General features: G+C 48.5%; 22 protein-coding genes. All 22 read left to right on the top strand.

What is annotated here, in order from left to right; translation table 11 throughout:
- The first annotated feature begins 9 nt into the window (after nucleotides 1-9).
- The gene (locus K7P76_RS12960; protein ID WP_232185724.1) at nucleotides 10-1,398 is read left to right on the top strand and encodes a bifunctional folylpolyglutamate synthase/dihydrofolate synthase; all 1,389 of its coding nucleotides are present in this window, start codon (nucleotides 10-12) and stop codon (nucleotides 1,396-1,398) included.
- Nucleotides 1,399-1,405: 7 nt separating this feature from the next.
- Nucleotides 1,406-2,788, top strand: a complete 1,383-nt coding sequence (gene murC / locus K7P76_RS12955) for a UDP-N-acetylmuramate--L-alanine ligase (RefSeq protein WP_232185963.1) — start codon at nucleotides 1,406-1,408, stop codon at nucleotides 2,786-2,788.
- 158 nt (nucleotides 2,789-2,946) lie between these two features.
- A complete protein-coding gene (locus K7P76_RS12950; RefSeq protein ID WP_232185723.1) occupies nucleotides 2,947-4,254 on the top strand; it encodes an SPOR domain-containing protein in 1,308 nt (435 codons plus the stop codon).
- A 142-nt stretch (nucleotides 4,255-4,396) separates the two neighbouring features.
- Nucleotides 4,397-4,639: a DUF4321 domain-containing protein gene (locus tag K7P76_RS12945; RefSeq protein WP_232185722.1), complete on the top strand. Its 243-nt coding sequence runs from the start codon at nucleotides 4,397-4,399 to the stop codon at nucleotides 4,637-4,639.
- Nucleotides 4,640-4,660: 21 nt separating this feature from the next.
- Nucleotides 4,661-5,272, top strand: coding sequence for a Maf family protein (locus K7P76_RS12940; protein ID WP_232185721.1), 612 nt, complete (start codon nucleotides 4,661-4,663; stop codon nucleotides 5,270-5,272).
- Nucleotides 5,273-5,324: 52 nt separating this feature from the next.
- Nucleotides 5,325-6,014 carry a RadC family protein gene (gene radC, locus K7P76_RS12935; RefSeq protein WP_255678504.1) on the top strand — a complete coding sequence of 230 codons (690 nt, stop codon included), beginning with the start codon at nucleotides 5,325-5,327 and terminating at the stop codon, nucleotides 6,012-6,014.
- A gap of 84 nt (nucleotides 6,015-6,098) precedes the next feature.
- Nucleotides 6,099-7,130: a rod shape-determining protein gene (locus K7P76_RS12930; RefSeq protein WP_232185720.1), complete on the top strand. Its 1,032-nt coding sequence runs from the start codon at nucleotides 6,099-6,101 to the stop codon at nucleotides 7,128-7,130.
- Between the two features lie 57 nt (nucleotides 7,131-7,187).
- On the top strand, nucleotides 7,188-8,036 hold the full coding sequence (gene mreC / locus K7P76_RS12925; protein WP_232185719.1) for a rod shape-determining protein MreC: 849 nt from the start codon (nucleotides 7,188-7,190) through the stop codon (nucleotides 8,034-8,036).
- A 2-nt stretch (nucleotides 8,037-8,038) separates the two neighbouring features.
- Nucleotides 8,039-8,563 (top strand): rod shape-determining protein MreD, encoded by a 525-nt coding sequence (gene mreD, locus K7P76_RS12920; RefSeq protein ID WP_232185961.1) that lies wholly within the window; start codon nucleotides 8,039-8,041, stop codon nucleotides 8,561-8,563.
- Between the two features lie 76 nt (nucleotides 8,564-8,639).
- A complete protein-coding gene (locus K7P76_RS12915) occupies nucleotides 8,640-9,302 on the top strand; it encodes a septum site-determining protein MinC (RefSeq protein ID WP_232185718.1) in 663 nt (220 codons plus the stop codon).
- Between the two features lie 4 nt (nucleotides 9,303-9,306).
- The gene (gene minD, locus K7P76_RS12910) at nucleotides 9,307-10,101 is read left to right on the top strand and encodes a septum site-determining protein MinD (protein ID WP_232185717.1); all 795 of its coding nucleotides are present in this window, start codon (nucleotides 9,307-9,309) and stop codon (nucleotides 10,099-10,101) included.
- A gap of 7 nt (nucleotides 10,102-10,108) precedes the next feature.
- The gene (locus K7P76_RS12905) at nucleotides 10,109-11,260 is read left to right on the top strand and encodes an FtsW/RodA/SpoVE family cell cycle protein (RefSeq protein ID WP_232185716.1); all 1,152 of its coding nucleotides are present in this window, start codon (nucleotides 10,109-10,111) and stop codon (nucleotides 11,258-11,260) included.
- 519 nt (nucleotides 11,261-11,779) lie between these two features.
- Nucleotides 11,780-12,802 carry a M23 family metallopeptidase gene (locus tag K7P76_RS12900; RefSeq protein WP_232185715.1) on the top strand — a complete coding sequence of 341 codons (1,023 nt, stop codon included), beginning with the start codon at nucleotides 11,780-11,782 and terminating at the stop codon, nucleotides 12,800-12,802.
- Nucleotides 12,795-13,670, top strand: coding sequence for a M50 family metallopeptidase (locus K7P76_RS12895; protein WP_232185714.1), 876 nt, complete (start codon nucleotides 12,795-12,797; stop codon nucleotides 13,668-13,670). Before K7P76_RS12900 ends, K7P76_RS12895 begins: the two co-directional genes overlap by 8 nt.
- A 33-nt stretch (nucleotides 13,671-13,703) precedes the next feature.
- Nucleotides 13,704-14,939, top strand: coding sequence for an Rne/Rng family ribonuclease (locus K7P76_RS12890; RefSeq protein WP_232185713.1), 1,236 nt, complete (start codon nucleotides 13,704-13,706; stop codon nucleotides 14,937-14,939).
- A 179-nt stretch (nucleotides 14,940-15,118) separates the two neighbouring features.
- Nucleotides 15,119-15,430: a 50S ribosomal protein L21 gene (gene rplU, locus K7P76_RS12885; protein ID WP_232185712.1), complete on the top strand. Its 312-nt coding sequence runs from the start codon at nucleotides 15,119-15,121 to the stop codon at nucleotides 15,428-15,430.
- Nucleotides 15,431-15,442: 12 nt separating this feature from the next.
- Complete coding sequence (locus tag K7P76_RS12880; protein ID WP_232185711.1) at nucleotides 15,443-15,787, top strand: ribosomal-processing cysteine protease Prp; 345 nt, start codon at nucleotides 15,443-15,445, stop codon at nucleotides 15,785-15,787.
- A 4-nt stretch (nucleotides 15,788-15,791) separates the two neighbouring features.
- A complete protein-coding gene (gene rpmA / locus K7P76_RS12875) occupies nucleotides 15,792-16,103 on the top strand; it encodes a 50S ribosomal protein L27 (protein WP_232185710.1) in 312 nt (103 codons plus the stop codon).
- Between the two features lie 157 nt (nucleotides 16,104-16,260).
- Nucleotides 16,261-17,019: a Spo0B domain-containing protein gene (locus tag K7P76_RS12870; protein WP_232185709.1), complete on the top strand. Its 759-nt coding sequence runs from the start codon at nucleotides 16,261-16,263 to the stop codon at nucleotides 17,017-17,019.
- A 15-nt stretch (nucleotides 17,020-17,034) separates the two neighbouring features.
- Nucleotides 17,035-18,372 (top strand): GTPase ObgE, encoded by a 1,338-nt coding sequence (obgE, locus tag K7P76_RS12865; protein WP_232185708.1) that lies wholly within the window; start codon nucleotides 17,035-17,037, stop codon nucleotides 18,370-18,372.
- Between the two features lie 265 nt (nucleotides 18,373-18,637).
- Complete coding sequence (locus K7P76_RS12860; RefSeq protein ID WP_232185707.1) at nucleotides 18,638-20,401, top strand: sensor histidine kinase; 1,764 nt, start codon at nucleotides 18,638-18,640, stop codon at nucleotides 20,399-20,401.
- Nucleotides 20,365-22,044 carry a response regulator gene (locus K7P76_RS12855; RefSeq protein ID WP_309244761.1) on the top strand — a complete coding sequence of 560 codons (1,680 nt, stop codon included), beginning with the start codon at nucleotides 20,365-20,367 and terminating at the stop codon, nucleotides 22,042-22,044. The genes K7P76_RS12860 and K7P76_RS12855 overlap by 37 nt, the downstream gene beginning before the upstream one ends.
- Nucleotides 22,045-22,129 lie beyond the last annotated feature (85 nt).

Raw genomic sequence — 22,129 nt, 5'->3', positions numbered from 1 at the left:
GGTTCGAGCATGAATAACGAGATATCCTCCAAGAAAGATTCCTTTCAGACCGCCGAGGAAGCGATGTCCTGGATAACGGGGCTCACTTCCTTCGGCATTCGTCCCGGATTAGATCGAATAACGCAGCTCATGGAAGGTTTCGGCCATCCTCAAAGGCGTCTTAAGTTCATCCACGTGGCCGGAACGAATGGGAAAGGATCGGTTTGCGCTTATTTGACGAGCGTGCTCAGGCAATCCGGGTACGATGTGGGGACTTTCACTTCTCCTTATCTCACCACTTATACCAATCGTCTCCAATATAATGGGCATGATATAGAAGACGACGTCCTCGTGACGTTGGTTAACAAGCTAAAGCCCGCGGCCGATCAGTTGGCGAAAGGCGAATGGGGCTCCCCGACGATGTTCGAAGTGACGACGGCATTGGCTTTGCTTTATTACGGTACGATCGCCTATCCGGACTACGTCGTATGGGAAACGGGACTCGGCGGCCGGTTAGACGTAACGAATATCGTTACGCCCGTCATTAGCGTCATCACGAACATCGGTCATGATCATATGGATGTGCTTGGCCCGACTATTGCAGACATAACGCGGGAGAAAGCAGGCATTATTAAAGCCGGGGTTCCTGTCGTTACTGCCGTTAATCAGCCTGAAGCGGTATCCATAATTCAAGAAAAGGCACATACGCAGATGGCGACTTTATACCGGCTTGGAGATCATTTCTCTTATGAGCCGTTGCAAATCGCGGAAAATGAGCAAAAGTTTTCTTTTCAAGGGCCGTTCCGTGCTTTACAATCGTTAACGGTAGCCATGAACGGCGCACATCAGATTACGAATGCCGCAGTTGCGGTCATGACGCTGGAAGTGCTCAGGCAATATTACGCGTTAGTTGTCGAGGATGACGATTTGGCGGCCGGATTGCTAAATACGTCTTGGCCGGGCAGGTTGGAAATGGTGTCGCACGATCCGCGTATCTTGATAGATGGGGCTCATAACCCGGAAGGCATGGAGTCTTTGGTTGCGGCGCTTCGCGATATTTACAAGTTCGAAAAGTTAAATGTGATGATGGCGATGATGCCGAATAAGAATCATGAACATTCCTTGCGGCATATACTACCAATGGTGAATACGCTTGTGATCACGGAACCCGATTTTCATAAAAAAATGAAAGCCGCCGACCTGGCCGACATCGTAAATGGATTGCGTATGGAGCTCGGACGGCCGAAACACGTTATTGTAGAGCCGGATTGGAAGCGCGCCTTGGAGCTTCTGCTGGAAGCATCGGCGTCACCGGGCGGGCGGGCGAGCACGTTAAACGTGGTAACCGGCACACTTTATTTGATTGCTGATATACGTTCGTGGTTGCTTCATGGAATGAAATCTGAAAAAGGCTGGTGAAGCGTTGTTGCGGACCGCTGAGCATGTGCATTTTATCGGTATCGGAGGATATGGGATGAGCGCCATCGCCCGGGTTATGCTGGAGATGGGGTATCAAGTGTCCGGTTCCGATGTGGTGCGCCAGGAACTGACCGACAAACTGGCTGCCAAAGGAGCACGAATTTATATTGGTCATGAACCGGAGCATGTCCGGGGAGCTGACCTTGTTGTTTATTCCACTGCGCTATCTAGAGATAACGTCGAACGCCAGGAAGCGGAACACTTAAACATTCCCATTTTGCATCGTTCACAGATGCTGGCCAGGCTTCTCAATGCCCGAACAGGCATTGCGGTAGCGGGAGCGCACGGCAAGACGACAACTTCATCTATGATCGCGCTGGTCATGGAAAACTGCGGTTTGGATCCGACCTATATTATTGGCGGAGAAATCGTAAATGTCGGGACTAACGCGAAAGCGGGGAAAGGACAATTCGTCGTTGCGGAAGCGGATGAAAGCGACGGGTCCTTCCTTCAGTATGAATCCGCCGTTGGTGTGGTTACGAATATCGAAGCGGATCATCTGGAAAATTACGACGGAGACTTTAATAAGCTGAAAGAGGCTTATGTTTCGTTCCTTCGTAAAATTAGACCGGATGGTTGTGCCGTTGTTTGCGCGGATGATGAGAATATCCGGTATTTGCTTCCTCAGGTGAGTGGGCAGCGCATCTTAACTTATGGCATGGAGTCGGGAGATGCCGATTACAGAGCAACGGATGTCGAACTTGGGGATCGTTGCGCGACATTTACCGTAAATCATCATGGGACCGCTCTTGGAGACGTAACGCTATCGGTTCCAGGCCGGCATAACGTGTATAACGCGCTTGCTACCGTTATCGTATGTCTTGAAGCCGGAGTTCCGTTCGAGTCGATCGCGACGGCTATTCGCGAATTTCGCGGCGCCAAACGGCGTTTTCAAGTGCTTGGTGAAGTGAAGGACATGCTGGTCATTGATGACTATGCCCATCATCCAACGGAAATTCAGGCGACGATTCAAGCCGCTAAGGCAACAGGCAAACGAATTATTGCGGTGTTCCAACCGCAGCGCTATACGAGGACTTTCTTCCTGTTGGATGCGTTCAGTCGGGCTTTCGCGGAGGCGGATGAGGTCATTATCACCGACATTTATTCTCCTGCGGGAGAGCAAAGAATCGAAGGGGTCAACTCGCGTAAGCTAGTAGAGCTCATTTCCCAGAATAGCAATCCCAATGTGACTTATGTTCCTACGAAAGAAGAAGTCAGGGATCTATTAGCGGAACGTATCGCGCCCGGAGACCTTGTGTTAACGATGGGGGCAGGTGATATTTGGAAAGCGGCCGATGAATTGTCGAAAATATTACGCGAACGCGGATAGCCCTCCATTATGACTCCGTGCGAGGATAATCTCGCGTATTTACTTAGAATCCAGTCTTCGGGTAGTAACCGAGGGCTGGTTTTATTGTTCATCGATCATAATTCTCTCTCTACTCTCATATTCTAATTACTAGATTGAGGGACAAGGGGAGACGCAGCATGCAATCAAAAGCTAGGATGACCATTCGTTTCGAACCGCCTAAGCCGACTGAGCCTAAGAAGCCGATAAGGCAATCCATCGCTGCCGCCGAGAAGCTTAACCTCGAGGAGGAAGCTCTTCCCGAACTGGGCTTTACATCGTTGAATAGTCCTTACCAAGATGATATCCATGCATTGGAGGACATCATACGCAAAACAGAATTCGTAGAGCGGTCCGTTCCGCCTGTAATCGTACAAGCTAACGCCCGTCAACTAGAAAAGCATATTCAAGCGCCTTATCCGATATTAAAGGACGTTGCCTACGATGAACCGTCTGACGATAAATGGAGCAGTGAAATATCCGATAATGAATATGAGGGACGGTTGCCGGGGACAAGCTGGTTAAATCGAACGACCGGAACGAGCGAGGGACCTTCCTGGTCGAGGGTATTCCTTTCCGTAACGGCAGCCGTTGCAACCGGAGCGTTATTTGGTTATCTGGTGCTGAGCTTATTTACGGGTGAACCTTTGTTTCCGGGGAAATCCGGAGCTGGCCCCGGGCTTCCCGTCCAAGCCTCACCCGGAAAGTCCGCAACTCCTTCGACTAATGGGACGAACGCGATACCGAAAGGAACGGGGGCAGCCGTTTCTCCTGAGTCTGCCGCTACTTCCGAGACTTCCGGTCGAACCGGGGGGAAAGACTCCATAGCGCAAGTGCGGGCTGATGTTTATTACATGCTTCAGTACGGAGTTTTCCAAAGCAAGGAAAGTATGCAAACGGCGGTTAATCAGTTGCAGGATAAAGGACTAGCTTCCGCTACCGAGACTAGCGATGGATATCGAGTATACGTCGGAGCCGCCATGACTCGAGATGAAGCAGAAGCGCTTGCCGCCCAGATGTCCGGTATCGAAGTGTACGTAAAGCCATTGGAAGGAGAACCGGTAACAGTTTCCTCCGAAACGCTTCCAGAAGGGCTGGCTCCGTTTATGAATGCAACCGCGCAATTGGCGCGGACGCTGACTCAGTTAACGGGTACCGCATTGCAAGATAAACAACCTCGGAAGATGGATACAGCAAACAAAGCATCGCTTCAAGAGGTTCACCAGCAATGGCTAAATACGGTTGCGGCTGTAGATAAGTTGGATGGAAAGACTGCAGAGGATGGGAAAATAATCGTACAAGCTTTGAATTCCGCAGTTCTCTCCGTAACGGAATTTAATCGCAAGCCTTCTCGTTCTCACTTGTGGACCGCTCAATCTGCCGTTATGAAAGCCTTGCTGGCTGACCGGCATTTACGTTTGGTTTTGCAGCCTGAGGTAGACGGATAATGCACTCCATAGACTTGCTGGGACTTTAGAACTGAGGCAGCCTGCTTCCTAGGGGCTGTCTTTGTTTTATGCATTGTGTGACTTGTCCGGGAAACGTATAATGAATAGACGGGTGTCAAAAAATGGTGGGAGACGATGAAATATGAAGAAAAACGGTTGGATTCTTCTCTTGTTCATTTTTTTGGGCATGCTTGCCGGCGCATTGGTCGCCATATGGCTTAAGGAGGTTCCGGGCCTTACCTTTTTGACCCGAGCAATCAAGCTGAATTGGTCGCCTGCCGCGGATTTGTCGGTTATCAGCTACAGTCTGAATTTGAACGTGAACTTTAGCTTGCTTAGCGTGATCGGCGCTATTATAGCGATATGGCTGTACCGCAAAATGTAATTCGAAGGGAAGTATTTGTTTATGCAATCCGTTTCATCTAACGGCCCCAAGCTTATACTCGCCTCAGCTTCTCCTCGCAGACAAGAACTCATTTCGCTCCTGGGTCTCCCGGTTCGGATTTTACCGAGCAGAGTGGATGAAGACACGCCGGATCATTGGTCTCCTGTTCAGATCGTAGAGGGGCTGTCCTTACGCAAGGCTCTTGCCGTTAAAGAGGAACTTCAAAGCCCGGACGACGTTTCTTCCATTATTGTGGGAAGCGATACGATTGTTGTGTTGAATGGCAAAGTGATGGGAAAACCTAGAGATGTGCAGGATGCGGAGCAGATGCTTGAGCGGCTTGCGGGCGAGTTACATGAGGTTTATACCGGGGTGACTTGTTTACGGGTATCCGATGAGAGGATCGTTACTTCCCATCGTATAACGAAGGTTAAGATGAGGAGTTTGACTGCTGACCAGATTTCCCGATATGTCGCAACCGGCGAGCCGATGGACAAAGCCGGGGCATACGGCATTCAAGAGATTGGTTCTTTGCTTGTCGAGTCTATTGAAGGTTGTTATTTCAATGTTGTGGGATTACCGGTATCTCTCCTTGCCGTTATGCTCGAGCAATTCGACGTTACGGTTCCTTGAATGACTAAGCCATTCCCGCGGCCGACGCGGCTTTTGAAGGTAGGCTAACGTTTTGGAGCAACGATCCTTTCGCATACGCGAGATTCCGTCCGAGGACCGACCGCGGGAACGCATGCAGCAACACGGAGCAGAGGCGCTAAGCCATGCGGAATTACTCGCCATTCTTCTCCGCACGGGAAATTCGAACGAGTCCGCCGTACACCTTGCCCAGCGCATTCTGAACGAAAGCGGGGGTTTGCGGAGATTGGCCGAGAGTAAATGGGAAGAGCTTACCCTCATACGCGGTATCGGGCCGGCGAAGGCTCTTCAGCTGCAAGCTTCGCTTGAGCTTGGACGGAGGGTAGCGCGTTCGAGGCTGCCGGAAATGGTAAAGATCAATTGTCCCCAGGACGGGGCGGATCTGCTCATGGAGGAGCTTAGGCATCAAAGAGAAGAGCATTTCGTCTGTTTGTTTCTAAATACCAAAAACCAAGTTATAGGCCGTCAAACATTGTCCATTGGAAGCTTAAACGCTTCTATCGTCCATCCGCGAGAAGTGTTTCGTGCCGCGATACGGCGCAGCAGCGCATCCATACTATGCGCTCACAATCACCCTAGCGGCGATCCGACTCCAAGCGTGGAAGACATTCAGCTTACGAAGCGATTAGGGGAAGCCGGACAATTGATCGGGATTGAATTATTAGATCATTTGGTAATAGGTGACAATCGCTTTATCAGTTTGAAGGAGATGGGCTGCTTGTAATATAATAATAAGGATTGTCCCGACGACTGATGGCCCGTTTACGGCGTCAACATAGCAGTCGCGGTCAAAGCAGGAGGTAGCAGAATGGTAGGAGGATTTACACGAGATCTGGGTATCGATCTTGGAACGGCAAATACGTTGGTTTATGTCAAAGGCAGAGGGATCGTAGTCAGAGAACCGTCCGTGGTCGCCCTCCGTACCGATACGAAAAAAATCGAAGCAGTCGGTTCGGATGCCAAGAAAATGATCGGCCGCACACCGGGTAACATAGTTGCTATCCGTCCTATGAAGGATGGGGTTATCGCTGATTTTGAAACAACGGCAACGATGATTAAATATTTCATTCGTCAAGCGCAGAAACCGCGGACGTTGTTCCCTCGCCATCCCAACGTCATGGTTTGCGTGCCTTCCGGCATTACTGCCGTAGAGAAACGCGCCGTTGAGGATGCCACTAAGCAAGCGGGTGCACGGGAGGCTTATATTATTGAGGAGCCTTTTGCGGCAGCGATCGGAGCTGATTTGCCGGTATGGGAGCCGACAGGAAGTATGGTCGTCGATATCGGCGGCGGTACGACGGAAGTGGCCGTTATCTCGCTCGGAGGCATCGTTACGAGCCGTTCCATCCGCATTGCCGGCGATGAGATGGATGATGCGATTATCGCATACATCAAACGGTTGTATAACCTGATGATCGGAGAAAGAACGTCCGAGCAGTTAAAGATGGAGATTGGCTCGGCTATGCCGCTAGAGAAGATGGAATCCATTGAAATTCGCGGACGCGATCTTGTCTCCGGCTTGCCTAAGACGCTGGCTATCACCTCGGATGAAATTACCGAAGCGCTGTCGGATACAGTCAATTCGATTATCGACGCCGTCAAGGTAACTTTGGAGAAATGTCCGCCAGAGCTTTCGGCGGATATTATGGATCGCGGCATCGTATTAACGGGCGGCGGAGCATTGCTTCGTAATTTAGATAAGATGTTATCCAGAGAAACGGGGATGCCCGTCATCGTTGCCGAGAATCCGTTAGATTGCGTAGCGATCGGTACAGGAAGAGCGCTCGATAACATCCATCTCTTCAAATCCAGAGGCGGGGCCTCCCGATCCGGCCGCTAGAAGAATTGGGCGCTGATCGATAGGACGGGAAAGCAGGTGAGTGGGATTTTTCGATTAATGCGCAATAAACGTCTGTTCATCCTTATGATCGGGCTAATCTTGTTTATTGCTCTCATGGGATTTACCTTAGGCCGAACTCGCCTGACTTGGCCGGAGAAATTTTTGAGCGATGCCTTTGGGACTGTGCAAGGAACTTTGTACCGGCCGGTCGGAGCGGTCGCGGATTTTTTCCGCGACCTCGGCCGGCTTTCCGACGTGTATAAGGAGAATGAGCAACTTAAGCAAACCGTAGCCCAATATACGCAGGATCAAATCCGGTTTAACCTTCTTGAAGCGGAAAACAAGCAGTTGAAGGAAGATCTCCATTTTACCGAAGAGCAGAAGAAGATGGACAAATATCGCTATTTGGTCGCACAAGTCGTTGGTAGCACTTCTAATCCATATGAGAAGACAATCACAATTAATTTGGGTTCAAGGGCCGGCATTAAACCGGAAATGGCCGTTAGGACGGTAGACGGTCTAGTTGGTTTAGTCAGCAAAGTTAAAACCTTTACCTCCACAGTAACTCTTATTACGGATTTGGATCCGAGTTCATCCAAAGGAACTCCGGTATCCGCTACGTTCTTAGGCAAGCCTGAATCTTTCGGAATCATAGAATATGACGACGTAACCGGAACGCTGCAAATGACGAAGATTGACGAGCGTGATAAACCCGCCGACGGAGACAAGGTTATCACATCTGGGATCGGAAGCCTGTTTCCCAAAGGGATCATTATAGGTGAAGTCAAAAGCAGTCAAGTTGGCGATTTTGGCTTGACCTATACGGCCATCATTAAACCTGCTGCGAAGTTCGATCATTTAAGAGAAGTAATGGTGATAGTCGTCCCCGAGGTGAAAGAGCCGTGAACATGCGAATCAACCGGGTAATCTTGTTCGCGATGTTTCTAGTAGTAATAGAGAATTCCGTCTTTCCCTGGCTAGTTCCATCCGCTTGGAGCGAACGGCTGCTCCCGCATTTATGCTTTATTATGACCTTATACGTTGCAGGATTCACAGGACGCCATAAGGCGTTTATGTTCGGACTTGGCTTCGGCTTGCTTCAGGACATACTGGCTTACGGCCACTTAATCGGGCCCTATGGGTTTGGAATGGGATTGCTCGGGTACATGGCAGGGCTTGCATCGGAATACAGAAATTTTACGATTGGATTTTTCGTTTGGGTTGTCTTAATAGGCGGCGTGCTGCTAGATACGATTGTTTATTTGATTTATAAACTGTTCCAAATTACCGAGCTGCAGTATGCTTATGCCTTTTATTGGCAAATAGCTCCGACCGCGCTGCTTCAATTATTGATTGCACTCCTCTTGTATGTTCCAGTCCGCCGCTTCCTGGTTAAACAGTCGCTTTCTTCGGGAGAAGAAGGTTCGGAATAAGCACCGTTTAACCTGACAGGCAGGAATTCGGCTTCATCAAGCAGAATTTCATTTACCGTAGGGAGGAGCGGACAAAGTGACCGGCAAATCGCACATAACGATCAAGGGTACTAAAGATGGACTCGTGTTTCTGCTCGATGACCAATGCGACTTTGTGACCCTCTTAGATGAACTGAATGCCAAATTGGACAAGCACGTTCAGCAATTCACCGGTCCAATCGTTCATATCTTCATCAAACTCGGTGCTAGGCAACTGGAAGAAGAAGACAAGGAACGAATTCGGTCTATCTTGCGCAGACAAGGGAATTTATTGATCCAGTCGATTGAAAGCGATCCTCCGACGGTAGATCCGACTCTTAAGATTGCTCCTAGTTTACATACGATCACTGGTATCGTAAGGTCGGGACAAACACTGGAATTCGAGGGGCATTTGTTGCTGCTTGGCGATGTGAACCCCGGAGGTACGATAAGATGTACAGGGGATGTCTACGTTCTGGGAGCGCTTAGGGGAACCGTTCATGCAGGGGTTGATGGCGATGGGGAAGCGATCATTGCCGCATCTTTGATGAAGCCGACCCAACTTCGCATCGCGGATGTCATTAGCCGACCGCCGGATGAATGGACGTCCGCGGAGCCTTGGATGGAATATGCGTTCTTACGGGAAGGTACGATGGCGATTGATAAAATGACGGGTTTAAGCCGTCAACGCAAGGAAGTCATGCAGTTCAAAGGAGTGTAGAATCATGGGAGAAGCGATCGTAGTCACCTCGGGGAAAGGCGGAGTCGGCAAAACGACGACGTCAGCCAATTTAGGTACGGCTTTGGCGATTATGGGGAAAAAGGTATGTATGGTGGATACCGATATCGGCTTGCGCAACCTCGATGTCGTGATGGGTCTGGAAAACAGAATCATTTACGATCTCATCGACGTGGCCGAAGGCCGCTGCCGAGTCAACCAAGCACTCATTAAAGACAAGCGCTTCGACGAGCTATACATGCTGCCTGCGGCACAGACGAAGGATAAGAACGATATTTCTCCGGAGCAGGTTCGTCAAATTATCGAAAGCTTAAAGCCTGACTTTGACTATATTATTATCGATTGCCCGGCAGGGATCGAGCAAGGCTTTCGCAATGCGATTGCGGGTGCATCGCAAGCAATCGTCGTCACAACACCCGAGAATGCCGCGGTTAGAGATGCGGACCGCGTAATCGGGCTGCTCGAGAAGAGCCATTTTCCGTCACCCAAGCTAATCATTAACCGCATTCGTCCGAACATGATGAAAAACGGCGACATGTTGGAAATAGAAGATATTTGTCAGGTGCTGGCCATCGATTTGATCGGCATCGTTCCGGACGACGAGCTTGTCATTCGAGCGGCGAACCTTGGGGAACCTACGGTCATGAACGTGAATTCCCGTGCAGCCATTGCCTATCGCAACATTGCGAGACGGATATTAGGAGAGACGGTGCCTTTATCACAGCTAGAAGAGAAGTCGGGAATGTTTCGCAAAGTAAAGAAGTTTTTCGGAATGGGATGATCGGAGCTTGATAAACCGATTAAAGAAAATGGACTGGATGATGCTGGTTATCCTTGGCTTGTTTATGGGAATCAGCACGGTACTCGTTCGCAGCGCAACGTATAATAATCCCCTGCCTCAATATCAGAATCTGGACATCAAGACGCTTATTTTCTATGGGGCTGGCTTCTTAGTTGTCATCTTAGCGACGTTGGTGGATTATCGGCTTTTATTAAAGGTTTGGTACGTGTGGTATGCCATTGGTTTGATTTTACTTGTGCTTGTCTTTTTCCTGGCAAAAGAGACCAATGGAGCCCGCAGCTGGTTTAATTTAGGTTTACTGTCCTTCCAACCGGCGGAAATTATGAAGCTGTTCCTTATTATTACCGTCGCGGCATTGATGGGGAGACGTCAGGGCGATCCGCTGAAAATGCGCAGCGACGTCATGCTCGTCGCGTTCTTCGCCATGATACCTTTCATGCTAGTGATGATTCAGCCCGATTTGGGTAATGCGATTATCTATATTTTTATCGTATTAGGCATGCTGTGGATTGGAAATGTTCGCTATACGTACGTGATGATTGGATTAGCCGTGGTCGTGGGCGGATTAATGCTTTTCGTGACCCTGTTCAATACGTATAATACGGAAATTCGCGATTACTTGGAGGGTCATCATAAGGTCCACTGGTACGAGCGTATCAATACGTATATCCATCCCGAGGAAGCGTCCGCGGATGATCGCCGCCAATCGGAGTACGCCAAGATTGCCATTGGATCGGGCGGGTTAGCTGGGGACGGCTATTTGCAAGGGGAGTCTAAAAACCGTAAGTTCATCCCGTACACTTATTCCGATTCCATATTCGTCGTTATCGGAGAAGAGTTCGGATTTCAGGGCGCGGCTTTGTTGCTGCTATTGTACTTCCTCTTTATTTACAGGATGATCCTGATCGCATACCAGTGTTACGATTTACGAGGCTCTTTCATCATTATTGGAATTGCATCGATGATGGTGTTTCAGATCTTCGAGAACATAGGCATGATGATCGGGATTATGCCGATAACGGGCATTACTTTGCCATTTATTAGTTATGGAGGTACTTCCCTGCTGCTTAACATGATGTCAATCGGGCTAATTTTTAGTATTCGGGCTTATCAGGAAAAGTATGAGATTGACACGTAATTGCGAATAGAGCGGAGAGGCGCGAAAATGGGGATGAGGGACGAGGGTGTCTCCTTCCAGCCGCTTGTTGTAAACCCTTTGCCTGAATAGATAAACTCGGAAAAAGGTGGCAAAGGGTTTACAAAGGCGGACGCTTCGCTCTTCCAGGAGACACCCTCTTACCCTCTCCTCTATATTCGCGAATTAGTGATTGGGTGGGGAGTAAAGATGGAACAGGCTTTTTGACCTGTTCCTTTTCTTTGTTTTCGGCGCGCAGTCCGGTTTGGCCGAACTATAGCCGCCGAAAGAGAAGCCAATCAGCTGCCAATCCTCCGCTTAAAGTCGGAAAAACCGACTATAACGCATTGCCGCATACCAACCACGCGCTCATAGTTGGAAAAACCGACTATAGAGAGCAATCAACCGCAGGTCATCCGCTTATGTGAGCCGAAACTACCCTGTTCGTCGAGGCTCCTCAAGGTCTAATCGCCGCTTGTCCGCCATAAGTTAGTAAGAGAAAGCGGACAAGGAGGGCTTGCGATGCAAATACGGGATAATGTTCGTGAGCGTAGGCGGGAACGCATTCAGCAGTTGATCGGGCAGCGTGCTTCTGAGGAACCCGCTAAGGCGGAGGTCAACACCCAGGAAACTTCTGGTACGGATCGCATCCAAGCTGGGTTCCCTCGCTTTGATTCGAATCCAGTACAACCAAAGGCGGAAACATTCCGCTCAGACTACTCTAACGTACTGCCTCCCAAAGCGGAGACCCAACGTCAAAGCCCAAATCCGGCAATTCCCCCGCTTGCTCCGGCTGCCGATCCCGAGTTGTGGTGGAAGGAGCGGGAGAAGCAGCTGAAATCCGGACACGGAGGATGGCAAGGGGTGAAAGGATTATCTCCGACATCGTCCAATCGGGTAGATGATCCAACGCGCAGCTTTGACTTTGCCAAGCTGATTCGAGGCTTTATTTTTCGTTTAGTTGTCTCCGGATTATTGTTCGCGGCGGCTTGGGGATGGCTTAAGCTTGAATTGCCGGGAAGCGGGGAAGCGCGCAATTGGATGGTGTCTTCGGTGACTCGGGATATGGACTTTCAAGCCATTGAAGCTTGGTACGGCGAAACTTTCGGAGGTACCCCCTCTTTTCTCCCGTTTAATCGGAACGGGACGGATACGAAGGAAGTGTCCGCTTTGTTGACTCCGAAACAAACGGCTATTCCCGTTCATGGAAGGCTCGTTCAAAGCTTTGCCCAGAACAGGGCCGGGGTTAAGGTTGCAGCAAAAGGCGGTAGTGACGTCTTTGTTATGTATACAGGGCGCGTGCAACAAGTAACCGAGGACCAGGATGGCGGCATGACCATACTCGTACAGCATGAGAATGGGATTTTGACGGTATACGGTAATTTGGAGAAAGCATTGGTCAAACCGAATGACTGGGTAGAAACGGGGCAACAACTGGGGCAACTGCCAGCAACGGGAGGCGGCGGAGAGGAAGCGGTGCTTTATTTTGCCGTCCAACAAAATGGGAAGACTTTAGACCCCGCGGGCGTGGTTTCCTTTGATTAAATGGCGGGGGATCATCTTCCGTCTTCATCCGTTATTCGTCCTGGTGATGATTGCCTCGATCTTGACAGGCCGATTCGCGGATTTGGCGACTTTGTTCTTTATTGTGCTTTGGCACGAGCTTGGTCATCTTATAACCGCATTGCGTTACGGATGGACGGTCAAAGAAGTAAAACTGCTTCCCTTCGGCGGAGTCGTCGAAGTAGAGGAAGCGGGAACGCTGCCGGTTAGGGAAGAAGTGTGGGTAGCGATAGCCGGTCCGGTTCAGAACGTTATCCTTGCGACCGTCGGTTATCTGTTGGGGCAAGCCGGATGGATCGATAAGGGCTGGTCGGACGATTTTGTGCGTGCCAACGCGCTGATCGGCCTTTTTAATTTGTTGCCCGTTCTGCCGTTAGACGGCGGTCGGATGCTGCAAGCTTGGATTAGCCTTCAAGTGCCCTTTCACCGCACGTTGATGTGGAGCGCCAAGATCAGCTTGGCTTTCAGCGGATTAATCGTCGTCGCCTCTTTATATCCTCTGTTGAATGGCGGCTTGCTTCACCTCAATCTGTTGGCGGTTGGCGTTTTTTTGTGCGCTTCGAATTGGACTTATTTTCGCAATATCCCCTTCGTGTTTTTGCGGTTCCTCGTACATCGGAGCGAAAGATCGGAGAAACGCATGGATCGCGGCATGCTCTCCCGACCGATCGTCATTGCCGAAAATCGTCCGTTATCCTATATTATCAAACTGTTCATGAAGGAGCAGTATCATTTAGTCTATGTCATGAAACAAGGGAAAATTGGCAAAGTGGTGCCGGAAAAGACGATTATCGACGGATTTCTCGGTCGTTTGACATCAGGGAATGCGGATTTGCGGTTTTTCATGTAAAATGGAGAAAATAGCATCTCGTGGGAGGTTTGCATGAAGCAGCTGTTTATCCATTGTTCGCAAAATGTTACCCAATCGGCGCTATTGGAAGACGGAAGGCTGACGGAGTTCAGCGTGGAACGGATGGAAGGAACATCGCTGATCGGCAACCTCTACAAAGGCCGCGTCGTGAACGTGTTGCCGGGCATGCAAGCTGCCTTTGTCGATATCGGCTTATCAAAGAATGCCTTTCTATACGTAGACGACGCGCTTCACCCGCATCTGGACAAGCAGCCGAAGGAGAAGCCAGCCATTTCCGATCTGTTGAAACCCGGGGACGAGCTGCTCGTTCAGATTATGAAGGAGCCTCTCGGAGGCAAAGGAGCGCGGGTGACTACCCATTTTTCGATTCCCGGCCGTTGGCTGGTTTATATGCCAAGTGCCGATTATATCGGAATTTCCAAGAAGATCGAGCAGGAGTCGGAACGCAGCCGGTTAAAAGGATTGGCCGAAGCGATTCGGATCGAAGGGGAAGGCGTAATCCTGCGAACGAACGCGGAAGGCGAAAGCCGCGAAGCGCTTGAAGAGGACTTTAATACTTTGCGCCAAGCCTGGAACAACATTATTGAGCGAAGCAAGCAAGCGGATGCGCCATCGGAACTCCATAGGGATTCCGGACTTGTAGAGCGCATGGTTAGGGACGTCATCACGCCGGATACGGAGCAGCTTATTATTGATGACGAAGTTAGCCTTAAGGAAGCCAAAGCGTATTTAAGGCAGACGGCACCGGCATTGGAAGAGAAGGTGCGTCTTTACAGCGAATCTCAGCCCTTATTCGATAAATATGGCATCAAGGAGCAATTGGATCGGGCGTTCCAGCCGAGAATCTGGCTGCAAAGCGGGGGATACCTCGTCTGGGAGCAGACCGAGGCTTTAACGGTTATCGATGTGAATACCGGCAAGTATACGGGATCCATCGACCTTGAAGAAACTGTGTTCCGGACGAATATGGAAGCAGCGGATGAGGTCGCCAGACTATTGCGGCTGCGGGATGTCGGAGGTATCATCATCGTTGATTTTATCGATATGGAAACCGAGGAGCATCGCCATCAGATCGCGCAACGGCTTGAGTTGACGATCAAGCGGGATCGCACGAAATGCCAAGTCGTTGGTTGGACAAGGCTCGGCTTGATGGAGTTAACTCGCAAGAAGGCTCGGGAAAATGCCATGAATTTCTTCTACGAAACATGCGCTTCTTGCAAGGGCAAAGGTAAAATATATGTCCGGTAACGAAAGTGTTGTAATCAAATGTGGGATATGCTAGAATATCATGGTGCGTGCAATCTGAAGATTTTGCAGGCTACAACCGCACTCCACCGGGTCGACAAGACCGGCGCTGCCCTGGCTGGCTTACGCTGCGGCAACCGGCACCCTATGAGGCGAGTCTTAGACATGAGGAGGTGCACCAGATGTACGCGATTATTGAAACTGGCGGTAAACAGTACAAAGTTCAAGCAGGCGACGTTATCTTCATCGAGAAACTTTCCGCTGAAGCAGGCGAAAGCATCACGTTTGACCGCGTGTTGGCCGTTTCCAAAGACGGCAGCTTGACGACAGGATCCCCAATGGTGTCCGGCGCGTCCGTAACGGGCAAAGTCGAGCAACACGTGAAAGGCGAGAAAATTATCGTCTTCAAGTACAAACCAAAGAAAAACTACAAGCGCAAACAAGGCCATCGTCAACCGTACACGAAAGTGACGATCGAGAACATTAAGGCATAAGAGGCAGCCAAGATGATCGCGATAACGATCGTGCGCAACGTTGAGAGGGTAATTATAAGCTTTACCGTATCGGGACATGCTTTTTACGACGATCCTGGCAAAGACATCGTCTGCGCCGGCGTATCGGCGGTAACGATCGGAGCAGTTAACGCGATTGAGAAGCTTACGGGGCTTGTGCCCGATGCAGCGGACAAATCGGGTATGCTCAAGGTTGTGACTCCGACTAGCACCGATTCCGTGCGGAACGATCAGGTCCAGCTTCTGCTGGAAGGAATGGTCGTTGCTCTCGAGTCTATTGTGGAATCTTACGGCAAGTACGTGAAAATAAAAGAAACCTTTGTGGAAAAAGGAGGTTGACACCATGTTGAAGTTAAATCTTCAGTTATTCGCCTCGAAAAAAGGGGTTGGATCGACGAGGAACGGACGCGACTCCCACTCTAAGCGCCTAGGCGCCAAAAGAGCGGACGGTCAAGTCGTAACTGCTGGCAGCATCTTGTTCCGCCAACGCGGCACTAAGATTCACCCAGGAACCAACGTAGGCATCGGTAAAGACGATACGCTCTTCGCATTAGTGCAAGGCGTCGTTAAATTCGAGCGTTGGGGACGCGATCGCAAGAAATTGAGCGTATACCCTGTATCGGAAGCACCGGTTGCAGCTGCTCTAGAAGTTTAATACGGCATCCAGAACCCCGGCCAAGGAAAGTTGGCCGGGGTTTTTGTGTGAATGCGGCGAGCGGGGCCATTCATGGTTAAGCCGTTCCCACCATGTTATACTATATGAGTGGACAGGGTTTCCGGGCTTTGAAAGGAAAACGAAACGGGGAAGTCACATGATGTTTAGGAAAATGACACTGACGGCGCTCGCGGCGATATTATCGCTTGCTATACCTGCAGTGACAGTCTTTATCTGGCATCGTTACTGGTGGCCGCTCATATTATTCGTTCTGTGGACGTTTGTCGTTTGCGTCATCGTATGGGGAATGGAAAGACGCAAACACCGGGAGCATTGCGACCGTCTGCTTGCACATGCACAATTATCGGCTATTCGAACGTTAAGCCACCATCGGCATGACTGGATGAACGAGCTGCAAATATTGTATGGATATCTTCGGCTGAACAAGCTAGATAAAGCAGTGGATGTCGTGGACAGAATAAGAGTACGCATGGATCATGATAGCAAGCTGTCGCAAATCGGCATACCTGAGCTTGCTTCATTCCTATTGTCGTTTCGCACGGTTTGCGACACGATGCGTCTCGATGTGGACATGCAGGACGGATTGCATTTGGATCGTCTGCCCTATGAGGCAGAGAAACTGTCAAGGGCGGTAATCGGACTCGTGAATGTTTTTCGGTTCCGTGCGGTAAGTTCGATCAGCGGCGAAAATGTACTTAAGCTGAAATTGAGCTGCGCTGAAGGCGGACTTAAGATCGTGATGGCCTATGAGGGCGAACTCGCGGCAGCGGACAGCGTAATCGTTGAATTGGAGAAGTGTTTGGAAGGCATAGGGCTATTAGATCAGGTAGACGAGCCCGCAGAGAAAACGCGACAAGCGCGGACAATGGTCATTCATTTTCCTCTGCCGGCATAACGGAGTGAACTCATCATGTTTGTAGACAAAGCGAAGATTTATGTTAAAGGCGGGGATGGCGGCGACGGACTGGTCTCATTCCGCAGAGAATTGTACGTGCCCGAGGGCGGACCTTCGGGCGGCGACGGAGGCAATGGCGGCAACGTAATTTTCCGTGTCGACGAAGGCTTGCGGACGCTTATGGATTTCCGTTACCAGAAACATTTCAAAGCGACGAAGGGCGAGAAGGGCCGGAACAAATCGCAGCACGGCGCCAATGCGGATCACATGGTTGTTCGCGTTCCTCCTGGGACGGTTGTTGTAGACGATGATACGGGAGAAACGATCGCGGATTTAACGCGCCATGATCAGCAGGTCGTCATCGCTAAAGGCGGTCGTGGCGGAAGAGGAAACATTCGCTTCAAGAGTGCGGTGAATACGGCGCCTGCCATAGCCGAGAATGGCGAGGAAGGGCAAGCGCGCTGGGTAACGCTTGAGCTCAAAGTCATGGCTGATGTCGGCTTGGTCGGATTCCCGAGTGTCGGAAAATCCACGCTGTTATCGGTCGTATCGGGAGCTCAGCCGAAGATTGGAGCTTATCATTTTACGACGATTACTCCTAATTTAGGCGTAGTGGATTTAGGGGACGAGAGAAGTTTCGTTATGGCGGATTTGCCCGGACTGATTGAGGGCGCGCATACGGGAGTCGGGCTCGGCCATGAATTTCTGCGCCACGTGGAACGAACCCGCATTATCGTACATGTCGTGGACATGTCCGGCATGGAAGGACGCGACCCGTTCGAGGATTGGGTGAAAATAAACGACGAGTTGAAGCTTTATAACATCAAGCTGGCCGATCGTCCGCAAATTGTCGCAGCCAATAAAATGGATATGCCCGATTCGGAGGACAATCTTGCCGAGTTTCGCAAGCGGGTAAGCGAGATCGACCCGGATATCGTCGTCATGCCGATTTCTTCCCTCACGAAACAGGGAATAAAGGAATTGCTCTATCGCGTAGCCGATTTGCTTGAATCTCTGCCCGAACCATCGGAAGTGGAAGAAAGCGAGCAATTGGCCAAAGCGGAAGAAGGCATCGTATATCGCTTCGAATCGACGAAGGATACGGACTTCACGATTACGAGGGAAAATGAGACTTTCGTTATTCAAAGCGAATCCATCGAGAGACTGATGAGACGTACGCAATTTAATTCTTATGACGCTGTCGTAAGGTTCGGTCGGATTTTACGCGGGGTCGGGATCGATGCGGAATTGCGCAAGCGCGGAGCTAAAGACGGCAGCATTATTCGGATTGGGAAGTTCGAGTTTGAGTTCTTCGAAGGCGGCTCGGATAATTACTTGTACGAGGAAGAATAAGCTTATAAGAGATCAGAATTTTCTACAGCCGTCAACTGGGCAAAATTGGAAATAGTTTTTTTCCATTGTGCCTGGTTGGCGGCTGTGTTAATCAACGAAGTCGTCTCTTTGTTGATTGCCGTTATCGACATCGCAATTAAACATGTAAATAGAAGATACGGAAGTAAAAAATATGGATGTAGCATGCAACGATAGCTGCATCTATAATAATATTATCAGTGAAAATGAATGCGCTTTCATCATTGGTGATAGCCGGGGTGAATAAATGCAGAAATTCGGTTCCTATTTTAGAAGCTCGATTTTCACAAGATTGATCATTACATTTTTATTAGTGACTTTTCCGCTATATGTTCTCGCCGTCAGCATCTACACGTGGGCTGTCGATACGGTGAAATCGGAATTGTCGAATTCGGCAAAATTGCAAGTAAATTATTATTTAGGAAACATGGAAAAAGATATTGATCGAATTCGAAACCTTCAGTTTGATTTCATGTTCGACGATGATTTGAACCAAATCGCTGCGCTGCCGGAATCGATGGATGATGTGGAGAAGGTTAAATCTTTGCGGCGAATTCAGAAAAAATTAATCAGCATTAGGGACAGCAATAGTTCGATTGAAGAGACTGGCGTGTATATTCCATCCATCCATAAATCGGTGTTCTCATATGGTGTGAACGAACTGATTTCCCCGCAATTAAATGGTTTGAATAGCGATTTAGGCAGCTCCAGTGCAAAGCTTATTGTTCACCCGCATGAGATCAATCTTTTCACCAAAAAAGTAAACAAGACGGGAAGTCCGACTTTCGTAACCGTCGTCAAACTATCGGCGGAGAAATTGGAAAATCAGTTAAAAAGTTTTGTCGACAGAGTGGATAGCGGTTTGTTTATGACCGATGATAGCGGCAGCATGTATCTAAACACGGCTGCCGGAACGGGAATGGCGCAACTGATTAAAGGGCATGAGTCCGAGTCCGGTCGATCCGGTCGATTGTTGGACGATTACGATTTTGTTGTGAATCATACTGACGGAAATAAATACATTGTAATCGGTACCCACTCTGAAAAATTGGGTTTCTCTTTGTTTAAATACATACCGGAGAAAGTGATCTTCGAAACAGTTGAACGATATAAAATTTGGTTCTGGTTTTTTACGTTTTGCGCTTTTTTATTAATCATAATCTATTCATACATGACTTACAGATTGATCAAAAGACCGCTGAATAAACTGATTCGATCGTTCAGAAGAGTGGAAGAAGGGGATCTGGATATGAAGATTGAGCATGATTACAAAGACGAATTCAATTTTTTATACATGCGGTTTAATTTCATGGTCAGCCGACTGAAGCATATGATGGAGCAGGTTTATTTGCAGAAAATCCTTAATCAGCGTTCAGAGTTGAAGCTGCTGCAATCTCAAATTAATCCTCATTTTTTGTATAACAGTTTTTTTATTTTATACAATATGGTTGAAAATGAAGATAACGAGAATGCAAAAATATTTACGAGACAATTAGGGGCTTATTTGCAATATGTTACACGCAACACTTTTGATGAAGTGTCCCTTGCAAATGAAGTGAATCATGCGCGAAACTATGCGGAAATACAAGCGAGACGATATCGTAAACGAATCAAGCTAGCGTTTCATTCGCTGCCAAAGGAATATGGGGATAGGATCGTTCCCAGGCTCATCTTGCAGCCGATCATTGAAAATGCATTCGAACACGGCCTTTCGAACAAAACGGAGGACGGGATGGTCCGCATCGATTTTATGTCGGATAGCCGATTTATTGTTGTATCCGTCGAAGATAACGGTGAAGAGTTGACAGAAGAAGGGTTAAGTCAATTGAAAAATAAGTTGCAAATACATGACGGGGAAAGCGAATTAACGGGAATGGTTAACGTTCACAGGCGTCTGCAGCTAAAGTATGGGGATGAAAGCGGACTTGTTGTTTCCCGCGGAAAAATGGGAGGGTTATTCGTCGAGATCAAACTTTGCATAGCGGAGGGACCGATTTGTACCGATTACTGATTGTAGACGATGAACAGGATATTGTTGAGGGGCTATTTGAATTATTTCGCAGTTTCGATTCATTCGATTTGGATGTATACAAGGCCTTTTCAGGAGGCGAAGCGGTCGAATGGATGAGAAAAACAAAAATCGATATCGTGTTAACGGACATTCGCATGCCGGGATTGTCGGGTTTACAACTGATGGAAGTCATTCGGGCGCATTGGCCGGAGTGTCAAATCATTTTTCTTACGGGCTATAACGAATTTGACTATGTCTATGCAGCAATTAAAAATACGAGTGTCAGCTATTTGCTGAAAATGGAAGGCCATGAGGAAATCGTGAATGCTGTGAGGAACGCTATTATAAAAATCATCGAAAACCGAAAAATTGACGATCTGATTTCTAATGCGAACAAACAGCTTAACACGGCGCTCCCCATTATACAAAAAGAATATTTCATGGAGTTATTATCGGGGAACCCGATCAAGTTCGATCAAATTGACGAACACTTTGAACAATTGGGTATCCCCCTGGACCCGCAATCCCCGGTCATTATGATTTCATGCAAAGTCAACCATCCGAGCAAGGATATTTCGTTATTGAACAGGGTTAAATGGGTCCAATCCATCCATATGGTATTTGAAAAATATTTAAAACGAATCGTACAAAGTTATTATATTGAATATGAAAAGTTAAAAATAATTTGGCTTGCGCAGCCCTATAAAGGGTCAGATCAAGAGACAGTTGAAACTGAAACAATATTGAATTCAATCAGAGGGAATTTAGAATCGGTTCAAGAGGTATGTTATGAATCGCTCGGCGTTTCTCTTTCTTTTGTTATTGATCATAAATATTCCGATTGGCCTTCCATTCCGGCGAAATTTCAATCCATCAGTGAAGCCCTCCGCTATTGTACGGATAAGGGTATTGAAATGAAGCTGTTGACCAGCAAAGAAATCATTTCTGACACAAATAACGATATCTCTATCGTGCAGGAGCTATTTAGAAAGCAGCGGCAATTGGAAAATGATTTGGAATCCGGTCAAGAAGAAGCGTTTCAGACGAGTGTTCATCCCTTTCTGTTGTATTTGCGGGATCAGAAGACGAAAGATTTTCGACCCGCTTTCGAAGTCTATTATTCCGTCTCTCTAGTGCTCTCCTCTTATATTAACAGACGGGATCTGGCGAATGAGTTGGAGCTCCATATCGACCTGAAAAAACTGACTCGGGCAGATGGGCACGGCACATGGACGGATGCGGCCGACTACCTTGTGGCATTGGCAAAACTTGTTTTTGAAGCTCAGAACGATGAGGAAGAAGACAGGGCAAAGACAGTGATCCATAAAGTTCAAAAATATATTATGAATCATCTGGGAGAAGAAATATCTTTGTCGAAGCTTTCGGAAATCGTATATTTAAATCCTTCCTATTTATCAAGGCTTTTCAAACAGATTACCGGCGAGAACTTGTTTAGTTATATCAATAACAGGCGTTTAGACAAGGCAAAAGAACTGCTGGGGGACCATCAATATAAAATCCATGAGATCGCCGCTATGGTCGGTTTTTCTACAGCGCCGTATTTCACGCGATTTTTTAAAAAGCTTATGGCGATCAGTCCGCAAGAATATCGTGATAAAAGTAAAAATAAAAGTAAAAATTAGTTACGGGAAAGTCTCCACGAAGGGGGCTTTTTTTATCTGCTAGGGTACGGTCATTTAAAAGAGGTAAAGGATAGATAACAGTTGT

The sequence above is a fragment of the Cohnella silvisoli genome (assembly GCF_021190915.1).
Lineage (GTDB): Bacteria > Bacillota > Bacilli > Paenibacillales > Paenibacillaceae > Cohnella > Cohnella silvisoli.
Note: the sequence above shows the minus strand (reverse complement) of the source record. Positions and strands in the feature narration are given on the sequence as shown.